Origin of the sequence: Collimonas rhizosphaerae (assembly GCF_038896935.1) — a bacterium.
Lineage (GTDB): Bacteria > Pseudomonadota > Gammaproteobacteria > Burkholderiales > Burkholderiaceae_D > Collimonas > Collimonas rhizosphaerae.
This window is the reverse complement of the sequence record NZ_JBANDC010000016.1, coordinates 91,420-107,727: the sequence shown is the minus strand read 5'-3', so window position 1 is coordinate 107,727 and position 16,308 is coordinate 91,420. Positions and strand designations below refer to the sequence as shown.

General features: G+C 60.4%; 20 protein-coding genes. 13 read left to right on the top strand and 7 right to left on the bottom strand.

Features of this window, described 5'->3' with window-relative positions; all coding sequences use genetic code 11:
- Positions 1-79: 79 nt before the first annotated feature.
- Positions 80-706, top strand: a complete 627-nt coding sequence (locus V8G57_RS20140; protein ID WP_092392536.1) for a helix-turn-helix domain-containing protein — start codon at positions 80-82, stop codon at positions 704-706.
- Between the two features lie 104 nt (positions 707-810).
- Complete coding sequence (locus V8G57_RS20135) at positions 811-1,449, top strand: phosphatase PAP2 family protein (RefSeq protein ID WP_175500849.1); 639 nt, start codon at positions 811-813, stop codon at positions 1,447-1,449.
- 4 nt (positions 1,450-1,453) lie between these two features.
- Here the strand turns inward: V8G57_RS20135 and V8G57_RS20130 are convergent, their stop codons facing one another.
- From V8G57_RS20130 to V8G57_RS20120, 3 genes are read right to left on the bottom strand one after another with little or no spacing between them, the layout of a single operon-like run.
- Complete coding sequence (locus tag V8G57_RS20130) at positions 1,454-1,831, bottom strand: Hpt domain-containing protein (RefSeq protein WP_342830864.1); 378 nt, start codon at positions 1,829-1,831, stop codon at positions 1,454-1,456.
- 56 nt (positions 1,832-1,887) lie between these two features.
- Positions 1,888-2,247, bottom strand: a complete 360-nt coding sequence (locus tag V8G57_RS20125) for a response regulator (RefSeq protein WP_092392531.1) — start codon at positions 2,245-2,247, stop codon at positions 1,888-1,890.
- A 27-nt stretch (positions 2,248-2,274) separates the two neighbouring features.
- Positions 2,275-3,831, bottom strand: coding sequence for a cache domain-containing sensor histidine kinase (locus V8G57_RS20120; protein ID WP_175500847.1), 1,557 nt, complete (start codon positions 3,829-3,831; stop codon positions 2,275-2,277).
- Between the two features lie 463 nt (positions 3,832-4,294).
- Between V8G57_RS20120 and V8G57_RS20115 the strand changes: the two genes are divergently transcribed.
- Positions 4,295-4,735: a CBS domain-containing protein gene (locus V8G57_RS20115; protein ID WP_342830862.1), complete on the top strand. Its 441-nt coding sequence runs from the start codon at positions 4,295-4,297 to the stop codon at positions 4,733-4,735.
- A gap of 74 nt (positions 4,736-4,809) precedes the next feature.
- On the top strand, positions 4,810-5,976 hold the full coding sequence (locus V8G57_RS20110; protein WP_342830860.1) for a tetratricopeptide repeat protein: 1,167 nt from the start codon (positions 4,810-4,812) through the stop codon (positions 5,974-5,976).
- Here V8G57_RS20110 and V8G57_RS20105 read toward each other — a convergent pair.
- Positions 5,973-6,260, bottom strand: coding sequence for a hypothetical protein (locus tag V8G57_RS20105; RefSeq protein ID WP_342830858.1), 288 nt, complete (start codon positions 6,258-6,260; stop codon positions 5,973-5,975). The two genes, V8G57_RS20110 and V8G57_RS20105, sit on opposite strands and share 4 nt — an antisense overlap.
- A gap of 29 nt (positions 6,261-6,289) precedes the next feature.
- Between V8G57_RS20105 and V8G57_RS20100 the strand changes: the two genes are divergently transcribed.
- Positions 6,290-6,610 carry a hypothetical protein gene (locus V8G57_RS20100; protein WP_425458310.1) on the top strand — a complete coding sequence of 107 codons (321 nt, stop codon included), beginning with the start codon at positions 6,290-6,292 and terminating at the stop codon, positions 6,608-6,610.
- A 131-nt stretch (positions 6,611-6,741) separates the two neighbouring features.
- Here the strand turns inward: V8G57_RS20100 and V8G57_RS20095 are convergent, their stop codons facing one another.
- Entirely contained in the window at positions 6,742-7,230 is a 489-nt protein-coding gene (locus V8G57_RS20095; RefSeq protein WP_144742467.1) for a DUF4019 domain-containing protein, read from the bottom strand.
- A 239-nt stretch (positions 7,231-7,469) separates the two neighbouring features.
- Here V8G57_RS20095 and V8G57_RS20090 point away from each other — a divergent pair, with 239 nt between their 5' ends.
- The 3 genes from V8G57_RS20090 to V8G57_RS20080 are packed head-to-tail and all read left to right on the top strand — an operon-like array spanning position 7,470 to position 9,822.
- Positions 7,470-8,213 (top strand): ABC transporter permease, encoded by a 744-nt coding sequence (locus tag V8G57_RS20090; protein WP_342830886.1) that lies wholly within the window; start codon positions 7,470-7,472, stop codon positions 8,211-8,213.
- Positions 8,214-8,227: 14 nt separating this feature from the next.
- Positions 8,228-9,178, top strand: a complete 951-nt coding sequence (locus V8G57_RS20085; RefSeq protein WP_092392517.1) for an MlaD family protein — start codon at positions 8,228-8,230, stop codon at positions 9,176-9,178.
- Positions 9,175-9,822 carry a hypothetical protein gene (locus tag V8G57_RS20080; protein WP_342830855.1) on the top strand — a complete coding sequence of 216 codons (648 nt, stop codon included), beginning with the start codon at positions 9,175-9,177 and terminating at the stop codon, positions 9,820-9,822. Before V8G57_RS20085 ends, V8G57_RS20080 begins: the two co-directional genes overlap by 4 nt.
- Before the next feature lie 5 nt (positions 9,823-9,827).
- Here the strand turns inward: V8G57_RS20080 and V8G57_RS20075 are convergent, their stop codons facing one another.
- Both V8G57_RS20075 and V8G57_RS20070 read right to left on the bottom strand, forming a co-directional pair.
- On the bottom strand, positions 9,828-11,111 hold the full coding sequence (locus tag V8G57_RS20075) for a lipase family protein (RefSeq protein WP_092392513.1): 1,284 nt from the start codon (positions 11,109-11,111) through the stop codon (positions 9,828-9,830).
- 103 nt (positions 11,112-11,214) lie between these two features.
- Positions 11,215-12,105, bottom strand: a complete 891-nt coding sequence (locus V8G57_RS20070; RefSeq protein WP_092392511.1) for a transcriptional regulator GcvA — start codon at positions 12,103-12,105, stop codon at positions 11,215-11,217.
- 182 nt (positions 12,106-12,287) lie between these two features.
- Between V8G57_RS20070 and V8G57_RS20065 the strand changes: the two genes are divergently transcribed.
- The 5 genes from V8G57_RS20065 (at position 12,288) to dbpA (ending at position 16,120) form a co-directional block, all read left to right on the top strand.
- Positions 12,288-13,067 (top strand): methyltransferase domain-containing protein, encoded by a 780-nt coding sequence (locus tag V8G57_RS20065; protein WP_342830852.1) that lies wholly within the window; start codon positions 12,288-12,290, stop codon positions 13,065-13,067.
- 18 nt (positions 13,068-13,085) lie between these two features.
- Positions 13,086-13,658: a chromate transporter gene (locus V8G57_RS20060; RefSeq protein ID WP_092392507.1), complete on the top strand. Its 573-nt coding sequence runs from the start codon at positions 13,086-13,088 to the stop codon at positions 13,656-13,658.
- On the top strand, positions 13,655-14,185 hold the full coding sequence (locus V8G57_RS20055) for a chromate transporter (RefSeq protein WP_342830850.1): 531 nt from the start codon (positions 13,655-13,657) through the stop codon (positions 14,183-14,185). The genes V8G57_RS20060 and V8G57_RS20055 overlap by 4 nt, the downstream gene beginning before the upstream one ends.
- Before the next feature lie 65 nt (positions 14,186-14,250).
- The gene (gloA2, locus tag V8G57_RS20050) at positions 14,251-14,637 is read left to right on the top strand and encodes an SMU1112c/YaeR family gloxylase I-like metalloprotein (RefSeq protein ID WP_092392503.1); all 387 of its coding nucleotides are present in this window, start codon (positions 14,251-14,253) and stop codon (positions 14,635-14,637) included.
- A gap of 103 nt (positions 14,638-14,740) precedes the next feature.
- Entirely contained in the window at positions 14,741-16,120 is a 1,380-nt protein-coding gene (gene dbpA, locus V8G57_RS20045) for an ATP-dependent RNA helicase DbpA (protein ID WP_092392501.1), read from the top strand.
- Positions 16,121-16,308: the final 188 nt, after the last annotated feature.

Below are 16,308 nucleotides of genomic sequence, written 5' to 3'. Positions count from 1 at the left end.
TACGTTTGATAGAATGTGCAGCTTGTCCCGCGCCGCCTAACTCCTTAACTGCCCAATTAACCGCCCAATCAATCGCCCAATGTCAGCAGTGAAACTCAATCAAAGCGATGTCACTACGCAAGAAGCAGCCAAGCTGCTGGGAATTTCCGTCACCTCGGTGCAGCAGCTGGTGGAGCGCGGGGTTCTGGTGGCATGGAAGACGCAAGGCGGACACCGCCGCATTCCGCGCGAAGCCATCGAAGCGCTGAAGGCCGAACGCAGCGACCTGCCGATGGACAAGGGCCGTACCGCGCTGTCTTCGACACTGAGCGCATTGATCGTCGAAGACAATGCCTTGCAGCGGATGGTGTATGAGAAGCAGATCGCTTCCTGGGATATCGCGCTGGAGACGCGCTTTTGCGACAACGGCTACCAGGCGCTGATAGAAATCGCCCAGCGCAAGTACGACATCCTGCTGCTCGATATCGTCATGGAAGGCATCGACGGTTATGAGATTGTCAAAACGGTGCTTGCCAATCCCGACCTCAGGCATATCGACATCGCCGTCCTCACCACGCTCAGCAGGGACGAGCTCGATGCGCGCGGCGGCTTGCCCGATGAGGTCCTGTTTTTCCAGAAGCCTATCGTGTTCGAAGAGCTGCGCGGTTTCTTGCGCGGCTGTGCGGCACGCAAGGCGCGCCAGGCTCGTGCAGCATCCGCTGCTTGAACCAACTCAAGTAAAAATAGCGCGATCAGCGCAGATCAACCTGCTGGTATCGCAGGAGACCGGTATTGGCCGCTAATTAGGCAATGAGTTTTATGCTTTCATGGATGGGTATCACCAAAGTCGGCGGCAGCACCATCATGCTTCCCGCCGCCGTTGCGATTGCAGCGTGGCTGCTGGCGGCACGCGCGCAACGTCTGTTCTGGGCCTGGTGCCTGCTGTTCGGTTCCGCTTTGCTGCTGGTCGCCGCCTCGAAGATTGCGTTCGTCGGCTGGGGCATAGGCATAGACGAACTGGATTTCACCGGTTTCAGCGGCCACGCCATGCGCTCCGCGGCGATCATCCCCCTGCTCTTCTATTTCCTGTTCCAGCAGAAAACCACTGCCGTGCGGCAGCTTGCGGTAGTGTCTGGCATGGCCTTCGCGGCGCTGATCAGCCTGTCGCGCGTAGTGCTGGACTTTCACTCGGTCTCGGAAGCCCTCAGCGGCTGGCTGCTGGGCGGCGCAGTCAGCCTCGCTTTCATCTGGTGCGCTGAAAGCCTGCCCAAGCCGGTATTGAACCGCACCTTGATGGCAGTCAGTTTTGTGCTGCTGCTGGCGGCTTCTTTTGCCCGGCCGATACCGACCCAACTCTTGATCGACAAGGCTGCATTGTTATTGTCGGGCCATTCCGCGCTGGCTGCTGAAAGCCGCCGCCACGCCGTGGAAAAATGCTGCGAGCCGCCGGCGCAACTGCCGGCGCCCTGACGCTTCAGTGCTGGAGCTCCAGGCTTTCCAGCTCCAGCAGGAAGTCGCGCACTTCATCCATCGTAAGCGTGATTTCATTTTGCAGCTCGAGGATTTTTTCCGCTGCACAGACCTGTTTTTTCCGGTTGAACTCGATCTCTATCTGATCCAGCATGCGCACGGCGGCATCGGCGCCAGAAATGAGCAGCGTGCCTTTGAGCGCATGGCATTCCTGCGTCGTGGCGCCTACATTCCCGGCCTGCACGGCCGATTTCAGGCGCGCGAACTGTTCGTTGCCGACTTGCAGAAACAGTTTGCACAAATCGACAAAAACGCCTTTGTCGTTATAGGAATGCTTTAAAAACATTTCCGGGCTGAAGTGATGGCAGATATAAGATTGCATGGTCGGCGGTTGGTTATGTTCCTGAAGCGCCATATCAAACAAGGCGAGACGGCGCTTCAACTGGCAGGATCCACTGCTGCCAGGATCTGGACACGGGTCGCCGGCTTGATGACTACGGCATCGAAACCTGCCGCCCGGATCGACAACAACTCCTCCTCCATCGCAAATGCGGTGTACGCCACCATGCGAGGAACCACCTCGTGACTGCCGTCCTTGACCAGGCGGCAGAATTCTTTTCCGTTTATATCGCGCATGCCGACGTCGGTCAACACCACATCGACTGTATTTTTTTCCAGATAACGCAGAGCCTCGGAAGCTCCGGCAAACACGTGGACCGTATGTCCCGCCCTGGTCAGGATGATCCTGGCGAGGTTGCTGTTGAGAGGATTATCATCCACTACCAATATGTTTTTCATTAACACCTAATCACTGTAAAGCCTTGTTCAAACCGGTATCGTGAAGGCAAAAATCGAACCTTTGCCGACCCGCGACCGTACGGCGATGGTGCCGCCCATGAATTTCACCAGTTCCTTGGCCAGCGCCAGGCCCAGGCCGCTGCCGGCTTGCGCCCGCATGTCCGAGCCGTCCACCTGGGCAAATTTTTCAAAGATGACGCGCTGCAGTTCCATCGGGATGCCTTCGCCCGTATCCACTACCCGGAATATCAGCACGCCGTCGCCCTGCAGCACGCGCACCGTTACCGCTCCCTGATCCGTATATTTCAACGCATTGTGGATCAGGTTGTTGAGCACCCTGATCAGCTTGCCGCGATCGCAGGCAAACTCGATCGGCAGCGCCGGGCTCAGCACCAGCCTCAAGGCGATCCCCTTGCGCATCGCGGTGGACGCATGGCTGGCAACAATTTTCTGCATCAGCTCGCGCAAATTTTCGGACGCGATGAAAACTTCCATTTTCCCCGCCGCGATCCGCTCCAGGTCAAGCACGGTATTGACCAGCAACAGCAGATGCGTGCCGCTGTCATGTATTGCCTGCGCAAAATGTTGCTCGTCGGTTCCGACCAGATCTTCCCGCAACAGTTCCGCATAACCCAAAATTCCGTTCAGCGGCGTGCGCAATTCGTGCGACATATTGGCAAGGAACTGCGACTTGGCCTGGTTGGCAAGAGTCGCCACGCGCCCGGTGCTCACCAGGCCGTTCGCCATGAACAGGATGAAGACGGTAAACACCACCACCACTCCGGTGGAAAACGCCGCCAGCACATAACCGCGAAAGCGGTTGTTGTAGAACGGCTGCATCGCTTCCTCGACCGAAATGCCGACGATCACCATCAGCGGGTAATTTTCCAGCTGGCGATAGGCATACGTCCGCTGCTTGCCGTCGACCACGCCGTTGCTGGTCAGGTAGCCTTGCTTGTGCTGCCTCATCACCGCAAACGACGGCCTGCCGGAAAAATCCATGCCGATCGCCTTGGCGCCGTTCGGCTCGCGCGCCTTGATCGTGCCTTCATCGCCGACCACGCTGATGGCGCCGTCGCGGCCGACATTGATCTGGTGATAAAAACGCGTCACCGCCTCGTTGCTTATCGAGACGCCGACTATGCCGCTGAAGCTGCCGTCGGGCCGGTTAAGGCGTCGGCTGGCTTGCATCGACCATTCCCCCGAGACACGATCGCGCACCGGTTTGGCGAGGAACATCAGCTGGCCGGAATCGTGCCCCTGGTGCAATTGCATATGGCCTGCGATGAGTCCGTCGTTGAGCACGATATCGTCGTTGGCGTAGATCTGCTTTCCATGTTCGTCAAGGATAAAAAAACGGTTCGCGAGATTGCCTTGCATTAGCCATGCGTCCCGATATTCGAGACTGTTCATTTTTGCGCCGAAACGCTCGTACTGGAATTTCAGCAGGTCGCTGGCTTCATCGGCCTGCTCGATGACGTGGCTGATATTTTCATCGAACGCCCGGGCCACGTTCTGTGCATCGCGCCCGACTTTTTCCAGTTCGCGCTGCGTTTCGCTGGCTTCGTCATATAAGGTAACCACCCATATGCATGCGATTAATGCGCTTGCAAAAAAAAATATCGCGAGCCGGATATCCGATCGGCGCGGCAAAGCTATTGCTGCATCTGACTTCTGTATTTTTTTCAGCACGGCGGTAAAACTAAAATCGGTCATTGGCAAAACGACCATTGAAATACGTTGTCATTAAAAGAAGATTTCCTGTTTCTTGCATTGACTTGCCTCCATAGCGGGAATATCCGCTGCGTCGGGCCCCACAAACAGAGCGCCTTATCCGCCTATGGTTCAATTTCGCCAGCCAAAGAATTATTGCCGCACTGCAATAATAATATAATAGCCCATCTTTTTACTACTGTCAGAATTGTCAGCCGCAACGCGCGCCCGTACTGAAGATGCTTGCAATTTGAAAACGAAAAGGCTACTTTCTAGACTAAGCAGGGCCGCAAAATAATTACTCGAATTGCAGGTTTGTCTGAAGGGATGACTGATGAAAACCGTCGCGCAGATTCTCAAGACCAAGCAGAACCAAACCGTCTACACGATTGCTCCTGACGCCAAGGTGTTCGACGCCATCAAGATGATGTCGGACAAAAGCGTCGGTGCGCTGCTGGTGACGGCGCAGGGGAAAATCGTCGGCATCGTCACCGAACGCGACTATGCCAGGAAGATGATACTCAAGGGCCGCTCGTCGACCGACACTTCGGTGCGCGACATCATGACGTCCTCCGTCATGTATGTGCGCCTGGACGATACCAATGAACAATGCATGGCGCTGATGACCGAGAATCGCCTGCGCCACCTGCCGATCCTGGACGATGACAAGCTGGTCGGCATCATCTCTATCGGCGACTTGGTGAAAGACATCATTTCGGAGCAGCAATTCATCATCCAGCAGCTCGAACACTACATCATGGGACACCCGGCCTGAGCGATTCAGGTATATATTGGAAGCAGCGCATTGCAAGCTGCATATTGGAACATCCTACCGAGCGGCGGCCCCAGATGAAACGCTGGCTAATCCTGTCTTTATGTCTCGTGCTCGCCGCCTGCGCGGCCCCGCCGCCGGCGCCGCAAGCTGACAAGCTGTTCAGCGACCGCTTGTTTGCCCCACCTTCGCAGCACATCAGCGCCGACGATGTATTTGCCGTCAGCCACGCCATGCGCCAATACCTGGCCAGGGACGAGAATGCCCACCAGATGCGTGTAAAGGGCATACAGCAAGGCTTGTTCGACGCGCTGTACAGCAAGAACCAGCTGCAGCTGGAATACAGTTCCGAACACACCCGCAATGCCGCCGAGACCTTTGCGGCGCGCAGCGGCAATTGCCTGTCGCTGGTGATCATGACCGCTGCCTTCGCCAAGGAACTGGGGCTGCCGGTGCGCTACCAGACCATACTCATGGACCAGGCATGGAGCCGCAACGACGACCTCTATTTTGCCAGCGGCCATGTCAACCTCACCCTCGGCAAACGGCCCAGCGCCATCCGCACCCCGCTCGACCATAGCCGCCTGATGACGATTGATTTCCTGCCGCCGGAAGATACCGAAGGCCAGCGCCGGCTGGACATCGAAGAGAACACCGTGGTGGCGATGTACATGAATAACCAGGCTGCCGAAGCCCTCGCCATGCATCGGCTGGACGACGCTTACTGGTGGGCGCGCGAAGCGATCCGGCAGGACCCGGGTTTCCTCGCTTCCTACAATACGCTGGGAGTGGTGTACCGGCGCCACGGCAATTTGCAGGAAGCCGAACGCACATTCCGCCAGGTACATGACCGCGAGCCGGACAACACCGTGGTCATCTTCAACCTGATCGGCGTCCTGAACGATCTCGGCAAATCGGCGGAAGCAAAACCGCTGGCAGCCAGGCTGGCGCAATTGCAGCCGGAAGCCCCCTTCCAGGCATTCAACCTGGGCATGGCGGCAATGCGCGCCGGCGACTACAAGGCCGCGAAGCTGCACTTCAGCAGGGAAATTGCGCGCGATCCCTACTATCATGAATTCCAGTACTGGCTAGGCATTGCCTGCCTGCGCCTGGGAGAAATCGACCAGGCGGTCAAGCACTTGAGCATCGCCATGCAAAACAGCACGACCAGCAACGACCACGACCTGTATGCAGCCAAGCTCGACCGGGTCAAGTCGTACCGCGCTCCGCTCTTGATTCACTAAGCAGTGCTGCCGCGGCTCGACAGTACGCTGACCGCATAAGCCCGCATATGGCTTGCCGGCTCGCCCAGGATGCGCGCCGGCATCAGGGTTCCTGGTTGAAAATGATTCCAGTCAGGATGAACGCGCGCAAAGCGACAGCTTCGCGCAATCGCGCGCCAATTGTCGACACCTGCCTGGCGCACATCTTGTTTGTTATGCCTTGCATTTTCGCGAAGACGATATTCAGCTGTTTCACATAAATATTGGCGTGGAAATTGCGCAACAAGATAGTTAAATGATGTCAATTATCAGGTTTATTTGCCAAGAACGATCTATGATCAAATCGTCTCCATACAAAAGAGGTGCCGACATGGGATGGCTTAACAGATTGGCGATAAAATATATCCAGACGCCTGAAAAGCTGGCAGAAAATGAACTCCGCGATACGCGCCTGGCGCTGTATCAGTCAGAAAGGCAATTGCTGGAAGCGGAAATGCGGGTTGACTATTACCGTAACGTTCTCGGCTTCCTCGAAGCGATTGCCGCCGACGGCGTGGAAAGCGTGGCCGATTCGCAGAGGCCCAAGCACACACCTCAACCGCAAGGCCCGCAGCGGCTTACACCAGATTTGAGCACGTACCGCGGAGCCGCTTGACGCTCCAGGATCCGATCGATCACAGCAGCGCAATGAGCGCGCGCGGCAGTCGCCTGCGCCCGCTGATTGCGTACTGCTGATAATTGATGAAGTGAAGCGCAGAGATCGCACAGCAGTAGCGACCGAGCGATTTATTTTTTGGGATCTGCAGTTGCCGGTGCGGCCGCCGCAGCCGGTTCAAATTTCGTGATCACGTAACCGACCGGTATCCATTTGTCGCCGGCCTGCACCATCGATACTTTTTCGACAGTCGGCGCTTTGGCGAAGCGGCCGGTAAACGCGATATTCAAATACTCTCCCGGCGGCAAATCGGGTGGATTGGTCACATGCACAATCTGCGCCCATTGACGACTGCCCAATGGCCCCAGTTCGTTCTTCACCGCGCTCAGGTATTTCAGCCAGTCTTCCTTGCTGGTGCTTTTTTGCATGGCAGGCCCGCTGCTGCTCCACATCCGCTCGGCCTGGTTGCTGTCCGCCAGCGCCACCCACTGCGAGGCGGTTGCGATAGCGCCGTCGATCGACGCGGTCGTTTGCGCATGCGCGGGACTGGAAGCCAGCATGCCGGCCAGCGCAAATCCGGCGGCGCAAGAAATATTCTTCAGCGATAGCAAGGTAGTCATTTTTCTCTTTCCGTGAAATTGATACGGGTTCCAGAAAATCCCCAACAGCCGATTCTTGCCAGAAAGTCTAGCATATCGGTTTTTATTGCCGGTAGACGACCGCAGCGGGAAAAACACAAATCCAGCGGCATTAAAAAGAAATCCGTACAGGCCTGTTTCCAGTGTTGCTGCGTTATCATTGCGCTATGTATCCAACCCCGTCCCGCTACATAAAACCAGAGCAATGGGCCGTGACTTTCATGCGCACCCTGAGCAGCTGGTGGCATATGCTGCACCTGGTCGGCATCGCGCTGGCCATGGGCGTGTCGCCGTCGACCTATCACCGGGCCAACCGCAGCGCGACCTACCGCTATATCTATAGCGGCACGTGGCAGATCCTCCCTTGGTTCACCGTGCTGTCGACCTTGCTCAGCCTGGTGCTGATCCGCATCGTGCTGGTCACCGCGCTCAGCTACGGCCTGTCGCGCTATGCGCTGGAAATGATGGTGCGGGTGCTGGTGCTGGAACTGATCCCGCTGTCGGCAGCCCTGTTCGTGGCGCTGCGCGCCGGCCTGGCATTCAACGGCGCGCAACTGCCGGCGACCGCCGCCGGCCAGACCGCAACCGCGCCAGACATCGCACAATTGCAGCTGGACCTGGTGCCGCGCGTGATTGCCAGCGCCTTCTCGGTGATGAGCCTGGCCACGGTGAGCGGCATGATTGTCCTGCTGCTGGCGTATATCAATGTCTACGGCGTCACGCCCTGGGGCCTGCTCGATTACACGCGTACCGTGGGGCGGGTGTTCGATCCGGCGGTTACGCTCGGTTTCGCCCTGAAGACCCTGCTGTTCGGACTGGCGGTGGCGGTCATCCCGACCGCCGCGATTCTTGAAAGCGCGCGCCGCAACACCACGCTGTCATCCACCCTGCAGCCAGGCGCCACGCGCCTGCTGTTCGTGCTGGTCCTGATCGAAGTCGGGGCGCTGGCAGTGAAATACATCTAATCTGGAAAGCGACCATGGCACTTGCCCCCGAATCTCCTTCTGTCCGGCCACCCGCCAATGTCGAGCTCAAGGCGCTGCTGCTGCTGATCCTGATGGCTGCGCTGGTGTGCGGTTTTGTGCTGTACGTGATGTACGCGCGCGGGGTATTCGAATCCACCCAGCGCCTGGTGCTGGTGGCTGACGATTCCGAGGGCGTGCTGGTGGGCATGGACCTGACCTTCTCCGGCTTTCCCATCGGCCGCGTGCAACGCATCGATCTCGGTTCGGATGGCAAGGCGCGCATCCTGATCGACGTCCCGAGCAAGGACGCCAACTGGCTGCGCACCAGCAGCGTATTTACATTGGAGCGCGGGCTGGTCGGCGACACCCGCATCCGCGCCTTTACCGGCGTGCTCGACGATCCGCTGCTGCCGCCCGACTCGGTGCGCACCGTGCTGCGCGGCGATACCGCGGCGGAAATCCCGCGCCTGGTGGCGACCGCCAGGGAACTGCTGGAAAACCTGCAGGCCATCACCGCCGCCGATTCCAGCCTCAACACCAGCCTGGCCAATGTGCAGGCCGTCACCGGCCGCCTGAACGGACAATATGGCGTGCTGGGCGGCGCCTTGGGCAGCGACGACAATGCCAAGAAAATCATCGCTACGCTGGATCGCGTCAATGCGCTGCTCACCAAGGCCGACCAACGCGTATTCGGCCAGCCCGGCCAGCGCGGCGTGATGGACGATGCGCAAGCCGCGGTTGTCCAGCTCAACAATGTATTGAGCGATGCCCGCGCCAGCCTCAAGAAAGTGGACGCCGTGCTGGCCGAGGCGCAAGCGGTAGGCAGCAATGCCCGTATCGCCAGCAACGACCTGGGCGCACTGCGCGCCGAAGTCGACGCCAGCTTGCGCAAGGTGACCCAACTGGTCGACGAAATCAACCGCAAATGGCCTTTCGCCCGCAACACGGAGCTCAAACTGCCATGAAGATCGCCTCCCCCCTCGCCTTCGGCGCCGCATTGCTGACCTTGGCCGCCTGCAGCAGCAAACCGCCCGCACCTGAATGGCAGGGCAACGCCTTCGGTTCCATGCAAAGTTTTTCGTCAGCCTATTTGAGCGGCAATACGCGCGTTGCCGACGTCGAATTCGCACGCGCCCGCGATGCGGTCGCCAGCACCGGCCGCGCCGATCTGGTAGCGCGCGTCGAACTGACGCGCTGCGCCACGCGCGCCGCCAGCCTGGAATTCGACAACTGCGCCGGGTTCCAGCCGCTGGCGCCGGACGCCGACGCCGGCGAGCGCAGTTATGCGGCTTACCTGAATGGCCAGTGGCAGGGATTGGACCCTGGTTTGCTGCCGCCTCAGCACAGGGCAGTGGTCAGCAGCGGCCGCATCGGCGATATCGAAGATCCGCTGGCGCGCCTGGTGGCGGCTGGCGCCCTGCTGCAAAGCGGACGGCTGACGCCGCCCGACATCGCCAACGCGGTCGAGATAGCGTCGGCCCAAGGCTGGCGCCGGCCCTTGCTGGCCTGGCTGGGAGTGCAATTGCAACGCGCCAAGGCCGCGGCCGACCGCGAAGCCCAGGCGCGCATCCAGCGCCGCATCGACCTCGCGGCCAAGCCTCTTCCCTGAAACAGTCAGGGCGGCGGCGTCAGCGCCGCGCAATTCGAAGTGATCGGCTGACCGGCAAACAGTTTCTGCACGAACGGCTTTGAATCGACCAGCGACGCCAGTACCGTGCCGTCGTGATCCTGGCCGGCGTAATAATGCTGCTCGATGGTGCTGCCGGCCGTGCAAGCGTCTTTCGCAAACTGATACTGGACCACGGTCGGGATATCGGTATCCAGGGTCCCGGTGCCGACAAATACCGGCGCCGCGAACTTGACCGTCGGATAGTTGGACGACTGCAAGGTTTGCGTAGCCCAGGCAGTGACGTCGCCGTTGAACACATCGGCAGTGACCAGCTTGTTCTGCATGATGTTGTCTTCAATCGGCCCCAGGCACTGGCTCGCCGCCACCGCATAAAACGCCTTGCCCTTGGCAGTCAGGTGATCCGACAGCAGGAAGCCAGGCACCACCCGTTCGGCGGTGGCGTACCCCAGCCAGGCATAGGCTTCCAGCGTCCCCAGCACCGAGGTGAAGCCGGTGGTGGGCACCTGTGTCGTCAGCGCGTTCAGATAAGCCAGCACGCTTTGCAGCTGGTAAGGAACGCCGGTCGCGACCGTTCCCAGCAGCTTGATTTCGGGCGCGTAGCTGGGCGCGTAGGCGGCGGTTGCAATCGCTCCCTGCGCCCCTTGCGATTGGCCGACGATCACCACCGAACCGGACAGCTGCGGGAAATTCTTGGAAACCGCGCGGATGCTGTCGAGCACGCTGTAGGCTTCCGGCCGCGCATGCAGGTAGGGATGCAGGCCGGGCGTGCCCAATCCCTGGTAATCGGTGGACACCACCGCATAACCTTGCGCCAGCCAGGCATTCAGGTAATCTACATCGCGCGGATCGCGCACTGTCCACGACGGCGCGCAGACGTCGGCCACGCCGACCGTACCGTGGGCCCAGGCGATCAGCGGCCAGCCGCCGACCGGCGGCGCGCCCTTGGGCAGCTGCAAGTCGCCGGAAACGTAGATCGCGGTCTTGCCGTCGTCGCCATCGGTCGAGCTGTACAGGATACGCACAGCCTGCGCGGCATTCGACAGCACCTGGCCGGCCGGCAACGGTTCCTGCTGCAGCAGTACGCCGGGGGTGGCGGGAACAGTCCCGCTCCAGAGGTAAAACGAAGATACCCCGCCGTCGGCGGTAAACGCCTTCGATTGCGGGACGACGTTATCGCTGCCGCCGCCACCGCCGCAAGCGCCGAGCGCCAGGCTCGACAGGACCGCGGCTATCAATTTCAAAGAACGGCTGAACTGGATATGGCGCATGACTTTTGTCTCCTCATTATTTTTTATGTAAATTGAGCCGAGTCCAAAATGGCTGTTGCCATTATGCATCATTATTTGCGGGATCCGCGCCACCAAGCCCGCCTCAGCGCAGCGACTCCTGCTCCAGCCAGTCGCAAAAATGCTTGATCAAGGGCACCTCGGCCTGATGCCGCGCCACTATCCACCAGTAGCTCCTGGCGCGGATCACCGGTTCAGCCAGCGGGATCACCAGGCGGCCGCTGGCCAGCTCGTCGGCAATCAGCGGCAATGGCCCGAGCGCCACGCCGAGACCGTCGACGGCAGCTTGCAAAGCCAGGTAAAAATGATTGAACGACTGCTTTTTCTTGCACAGGGCCGGCGCCACGCCGGCTTGCGCCAGCCATTCCGGCCAGGCGTCGGGGCGCGTATCCGAATGCAGCAAGGTATGCGCGGCCAGGTCGCCGGCCGCCCGGATAGGCGCACGCGCCAGCAATGCCGGGCTGCAGACCGGCAACTCGCTTTCGCCCAGGAATTCGCCGCTGACGCAGTTCGGCCAGTGCCCCGGGCCGCGCCGTATCGCAACGTCGAACAGCTCGCCCGACTCCCCCAAGGGCTGCTGCGCGGCAGAGGTCGACAATTTCAGCTCGACCCCCGGATACAGGCGCTGGAAGCCGCTCAGGCGCGGCAGCAGCCAGCGCATGGCGAAGGTCGTCAAGGAGTTGATGTGCAATACGCGCACCGTCCCGGATTCACGCAGCTGCCTGGTGGCGGTGGCGATATTATCGAAAGCGGCCTGCACGGTCAGCAGGTAGCGCCGGCCGTCGTCGGTCAGCTGCACCCGCTTGCCGATGCGATGGAACACTTGCATGCCCAGCCAGGCTTCCAGCGCCGCCACTTGGCGGCTGACGGCGCCGTGCGTCACGTGCAGCTCTTCGGCGGCGGCAGAGAAATTCTCAAAGCGGGCGGCGACTTCAAATGCGCGCAGCGCTTGCAGAGGTGGTAGTTGACGAGACATGCTTGTGATTATAGATCACAAACAAGCAGTAAAAAAGTCGATTTGTGAGGCTTTAAAAATTCTGTAACATGCGTCTATCGAATCAATATTCATCGCTCTTTAGGGTGAAACGAATGATTTTTCCGAAAAATACCAGGAAATTGCACCAACACTCCACCTTGTGACAAATTCTAGGAGAAGACATGAATGCGACCACCGATTTCTGGGACGCCAAGCAGTACATGCACTTCGGCAATGAACGCCTGCGTCCCGCCCTCGATCTGCTGGCGTATGTCCCCGAGCAGGAACCGCAGCGGGTAGTCGACCTCGGTTGCGGCACCGGCAACATCGCCGCCCTGTTAAAGGCACGCTGGCCGGCAGCCGACGTGCTTGGCGTCGACAGCTCGGCCAACATGCTCGAAGCTGCTGCCGCCGCGGTGCCGGAATGCCGCTTCGAGCGCGCCGACCTGGCGCGCTGGCAGCCGGAAGGATTGCTGGACGTGATTTACTCCAACGCGACGCTGCAGTGGCTGCCCGACCATCCCACCCTGTTTCCGCGCTTGCTGTCATTCCTGCGCGGCGGCTCCTGGCTGGCGGTGCAGATGCCGGCGATGCACGATGCGCCGCTGAGGAAAATGCAGCTGGAACTTGCCAGATCGCCATCGTTTGCGCCTTACCTGCGCGGTGTGCCGCAACAGCCTTCGATCCTGAGCGCTGAAAACTATTACGACTTGCTGAGTTCCCGCACCGGCAAGCTGGATATCTGGGAAACCACTTACCTGCATACCTTGCGCGGCGCCGACGCTGTCGCCGAATGGGCTGCGGGCACCAGCTTGCGGCCTTACCTGGAGGCATTGCCGGAAGACAAGCGCGCGCCCTTCCGCACCGCCTATGCCGAGGCGATGCGGGACGCCTATCCGCAACGCGAGAACGGCGTCACGCTGCTGCCGTTCAAGCGGCTTTTCATCGTCGCCAATGTTTGAGCCTCAATATAATATGCAATGACTACAGAAACCATCACCACCAATCAGGACATGGCGCGCGCCGCGCCGTCCACCCGCGAACTGTTCTCCGGCTTCCTGATGCTGGGACTGATCGGATTCGGCGGGGTGCTGCCGCTGGCGCGCCGCATGATCGTCGAGCAGCGCCGCTGGCTGACGCCGGCGCAGTTCACCGACATGCTTGGCCTGTGCCAGTTCCTGCCGGGCGGCAATATCATCAACCTGTCTGTCGCGATAGGCTTGCACTTCCGCGGCGTCGGCGGCGCCCTGGCTTCCCTGCTGGGACTGATCGCCGCGCCGTCGGCGATCGTGATTGCGCTTGGCGTGGTCTACCAGCGCTTCCAGGACAATCCCTCGGTGCAGCACATGTTCGCCGGCCTGGCCGCGGCGGCTTCCGGGCTGCTGATCTCGATGGCGCTGAAAATGCTGGTGCCGATCTTGAAAAAGCCGCTGCCGCTGTTTATCGCCTGCCTGTTTTTTGTCTCGATCGCCCTGCTGCGCCTGCCCTTGCTGCCAACCATGCTGGTGCTGGCGCCGCTCAGCGTGATCGCTATCTGGAAGCTGCCGTCATGACCGATACCCTGCTCGCCCTTGCAACGATTTTCAGCCAGCTGTCGCTGCTCGCTTTTGGCGGCGGCAACACCATCCTGCCGGAAATGCAGCGCCAGGTGGTCGACATCCACCACTGGATGTCGCCCCAGGATTTCAGCGCCATGTTCGCCCTGGCGCAAGCCGCGCCGGGGCCGAACATGATGGTGGTGACGCTGGTCGGCTGGCATGTCGCCGGCTGGCCTGGGGTACTGGTCACCAGCCTGGCGAAATTCGGCCCCTCGTCGCTGTTGACCGGCGTCGTCCTGCACCTGTGGCAGCGCTTCAAGGACCGCCCATGGCGCGCTACGGTGCAAGCCGGGCTGGTGCCGATGACAGTCGGCCTGGTGGCTGCCAGCGCCGCCCTGATTACCGAGGCCTCGACCCATGCCCGGGGCCTGGCGCTGATCGCCGCGGCGTGCGCCCTGGCGACCTACAAGAGCAAGGTGCATCCGCTGTGGGTGCTGGCCGCCGGCGCGCTGCTAGGCTTGAGCGGGATTGGTCAGGTATAGTCGGGGCTGGACGGCCGCGGCAAGCCTGCGGCCGCTTTTCATACCTAGCTCCCGCCTGACTACCCATGCAAATTTCCGGCATCCATCACGTAGCCATCATTGCCTCCGATTACCAGCGTTCCAAGCGCTTTTATACCGAGCTGCTGGGCCTGGCCATCGTCGCCGAAACCTACCGCGAGCAGCGCGACTCCTACAAACTCGACCTGCGCACCCCGGACGGCGTGCAGATAGAACTGTTTTCTTTCCCGTCGCCGCCGCCGCGCCCGAGCCGGCCGGAAGCCTGCGGCTTGCGCCACCTGGCGTTCCGGGTGCCCGACGTCGCCCTGGCGGCGCAGGAATTGCGCGGCCAAGGCGTCGCCGTGGAAGACATCCGTATCGATGAGTTCACCGGCAAGCGCTTCACTTTTTTCGCCGATCCCGACGGTTTGCCGCTGGAGCTGTATGAGCACTGAGCAATTCGAGTAGCCGTTCTGACAAGCATGGTGGGGTTACACTGGTCCTAAGCACGCCCACCTGTTAGACTTCCCTCCCTTTTAAGCTGGCGACAACCTCATCGTGAAAACCTCCTCCTTCTCCACCCTCCCGCTGGCGCCGGCGTTACTCAGCAACCTGGATAGCCTTGGCTACCACGAAATGACCACCATCCAGGCGCAGAGCCTGCCGGTGATCCTCGAGCGGCGCGACCTGATCGCCCAGGCCAAGACCGGCAGCGGCAAGACCGCGGCCTTCGGCATCGGCATCCTGCACAAGCTCAATCCCAGCTATTTCGCGATCCAGGCGCTGGTGCTGTGCCCTACGCGCGAGCTGGCGGACCAGGTCGCCAAGGAACTGCGGCGGCTAGCGCGCTTCGCCGACAACGTCAAGATCCTGACCCTGTGCGGCGGCACGCCGATGGGCCCGCAGATCGGCTCGCTGGAACATGGCGCCCATATCATCGTCGGCACGCCGGGACGCATCCGCGACCATATCGGCCGCGGCAGCATCAACCTCGGCACCGTGCAGACGCTGGTGCTGGACGAAGCCGACCGCATGGTCGACATGGGCTTTTACGAAGAAATCTCAGGCATCGTCAGCGCCTGCCCGGCGCGCCGCCAGACCTTGCTGTTTTCCGCGACCTACCCGGACGACATCCGCAAGGCCAGCGCGGAATTCCTGCGCGATGCGGTCGAAGTCAAGGTCGAAGCGCAGCACGATACCGGCCGCATCGAACAGCGTTTTTACGAAGTTAGCTACGAGGGCCGCAATGCAGCCGTGGCGCAGCTGCTGAACCACTACAGGCCGGTCTCGACCATCGCCTTTTGCAACACCAAGATCCATTGCCGCGAACTGGCCGATGAACTGCGCGCGCAGGGCTTCAGCGCGCTGGCGCTGTACGGCGAACTGGAGCAGCGCGAACGCGACGAAATCCTGGTGCGCTTCGCCAACCAGAGCTGCTCGGTGCTGGTCGCCACCGACGTTGCCGCCCGCGGCCTCGACATCCAGACCCTGGGCGCGGTCATCAATGTCGATGTTTCCAAGGACACCGAAGTCCACATCCACCGCGTCGGCCGCACCGGCCGCGGCCAGGACCGGGGACTGGCGCTGAGCTTGTGCGCGCCGAACGAAAAGAAATGGGTCAAGCTGATCGAGGACTACCAGCAAGGACCGGTCAGCTGGTTCGACCTCGATGCGCTGGAGCCGGCCGAAGGCGAACCGCTCACCGCGCCGATGCTGACGCTGTGCATCATGGGCGGCAAGAAAGACAAGCTGCGCCCGGGCGACCTGCTGGGCGCGCTGACCGGCGATGTCGGCCTGAGCAAGGAACAGGTCGGCAAGATCAGCGTGTTCGAATTCGTGACTTATGTGGCGCTGGATAAACGCATCGCCAAGCAGGCATTCGGCAAACTTAGCAACGGCAATATCAAGGGCAAGAGCTTCAAGATGCGTTTCATTTAAATCCAGGCGCCGACGGGTCGCATCAGAAACATAGATAAATCAACAATTATTTTTGTATGTTCACTCAAGCCCCACGACGGCAAAAGTGTGTTAAATTTCCCAATGGAAACTTTTTTTGTGAGCGCGGAAATCCGAGGCCCGCGCCGCAACTGAAGCCAGAAAAGGCATACAGGTCGTGATTCCAAGTG

Bases quoted from the DNA above. Each gene is read 5' to 3' on its own strand.
- V8G57_RS20140 (WP_092392536.1), top strand. From the start codon at position 80: ATGTCAGCAGTGAAACTCAATCAAAGCGATGTCACTACGCAAGAAGCA.
- V8G57_RS20135 (WP_175500849.1), top strand. From the start codon at position 811: ATGGGTATCACCAAAGTCGGCGGCAGCACCATCATGCTTCCCGCCGCC.
- V8G57_RS20130 (WP_342830864.1), bottom strand. From the start codon at position 1,831: ATGCAATCTTATATCTGCCATCACTTCAGCCCGGAAATGTTTTTAAAG.
- V8G57_RS20125 (WP_092392531.1), bottom strand. From the start codon at position 2,247: ATGAAAAACATATTGGTAGTGGATGATAATCCTCTCAACAGCAACCTC.
- V8G57_RS20115 (WP_342830862.1), top strand. From the start codon at position 4,295: ATGAAAACCGTCGCGCAGATTCTCAAGACCAAGCAGAACCAAACCGTC.
- V8G57_RS20110 (WP_342830860.1), top strand. From the start codon at position 4,810: ATGAAACGCTGGCTAATCCTGTCTTTATGTCTCGTGCTCGCCGCCTGC.
- V8G57_RS20100 (WP_425458310.1), top strand. From the start codon at position 6,290: ATGATCAAATCGTCTCCATACAAAAGAGGTGCCGACATGGGATGGCTT.
- V8G57_RS20095 (WP_144742467.1), bottom strand. From the start codon at position 7,230: ATGACTACCTTGCTATCGCTGAAGAATATTTCTTGCGCCGCCGGATTT.
- V8G57_RS20090 (WP_342830886.1), top strand. From the start codon at position 7,470: ATGCGCACCCTGAGCAGCTGGTGGCATATGCTGCACCTGGTCGGCATC.
- V8G57_RS20085 (WP_092392517.1), top strand. From the start codon at position 8,228: ATGGCACTTGCCCCCGAATCTCCTTCTGTCCGGCCACCCGCCAATGTC.
- V8G57_RS20080 (WP_342830855.1), top strand. From the start codon at position 9,175: ATGAAGATCGCCTCCCCCCTCGCCTTCGGCGCCGCATTGCTGACCTTG.
- V8G57_RS20075 (WP_092392513.1), bottom strand. From the start codon at position 11,111: ATGCGCCATATCCAGTTCAGCCGTTCTTTGAAATTGATAGCCGCGGTC.
- V8G57_RS20070 (WP_092392511.1), bottom strand. From the start codon at position 12,105: ATGTCTCGTCAACTACCACCTCTGCAAGCGCTGCGCGCATTTGAAGTC.
- V8G57_RS20065 (WP_342830852.1), top strand. From the start codon at position 12,288: ATGAATGCGACCACCGATTTCTGGGACGCCAAGCAGTACATGCACTTC.
- V8G57_RS20060 (WP_092392507.1), top strand. From the start codon at position 13,086: ATGACTACAGAAACCATCACCACCAATCAGGACATGGCGCGCGCCGCG.
- V8G57_RS20055 (WP_342830850.1), top strand. From the start codon at position 13,655: ATGACCGATACCCTGCTCGCCCTTGCAACGATTTTCAGCCAGCTGTCG.
- gloA2 (WP_092392503.1), top strand. From the start codon at position 14,251: ATGCAAATTTCCGGCATCCATCACGTAGCCATCATTGCCTCCGATTAC.